This window comes from Thauera phenylacetica B4P, assembly GCF_000310225.1.
Taxonomy (GTDB): domain Bacteria; phylum Pseudomonadota; class Gammaproteobacteria; order Burkholderiales; family Rhodocyclaceae; genus Thauera; species Thauera phenylacetica.
Map to the genome: position 1 here is coordinate 1 of NZ_AMXF01000623.1, position 394 is coordinate 394.

Below are 394 nucleotides of genomic sequence, written 5' to 3' on the forward strand. Positions count from 1 at the left end.
GTTACGCTCGCAAGTGCTTGTTTTTGCTAGAGCGCACTTTCAAAAATGCCACTACAACAGCGCCAACTGCTCCGGCGCCGCTGGCTTTTCGATTCCTAATGCATGAAGCACCTCGTTTTGCTCCGTGCTGGGCGTCGACACCCCCGCGACCGGCTCGCCGCCGTTCAGGCGCACCCGGTGATGCTGGATGCGCTGCAACTGCTCGAGCGCACGCTCGGGGGTGTAACCCGCGTCAGCGGCCTTGAGTCGGCTGCGCATCACCCGGTGCAGGATCAGCGCCATGAAGCAGATCGACGCGTGCGCGCGGATTCGCTCGGGCAGGCGGTGATACACCGGGCCGATCTCGATCTCGGACTTGAGCACCTTGAAGCCGCGCTCGATGTCGGCGAGCGAC

At 63.5% G+C, this 394-nt stretch carries 1 pseudogene; it reads right to left on the reverse strand.

The window, feature by feature from the left end:
- Positions 1-51: 51 nt before the first annotated feature.
- Positions 52-394 (reverse strand): annotated as a pseudogene (locus C667_RS24005) (IS1634 family transposase); the annotation flags it as partial.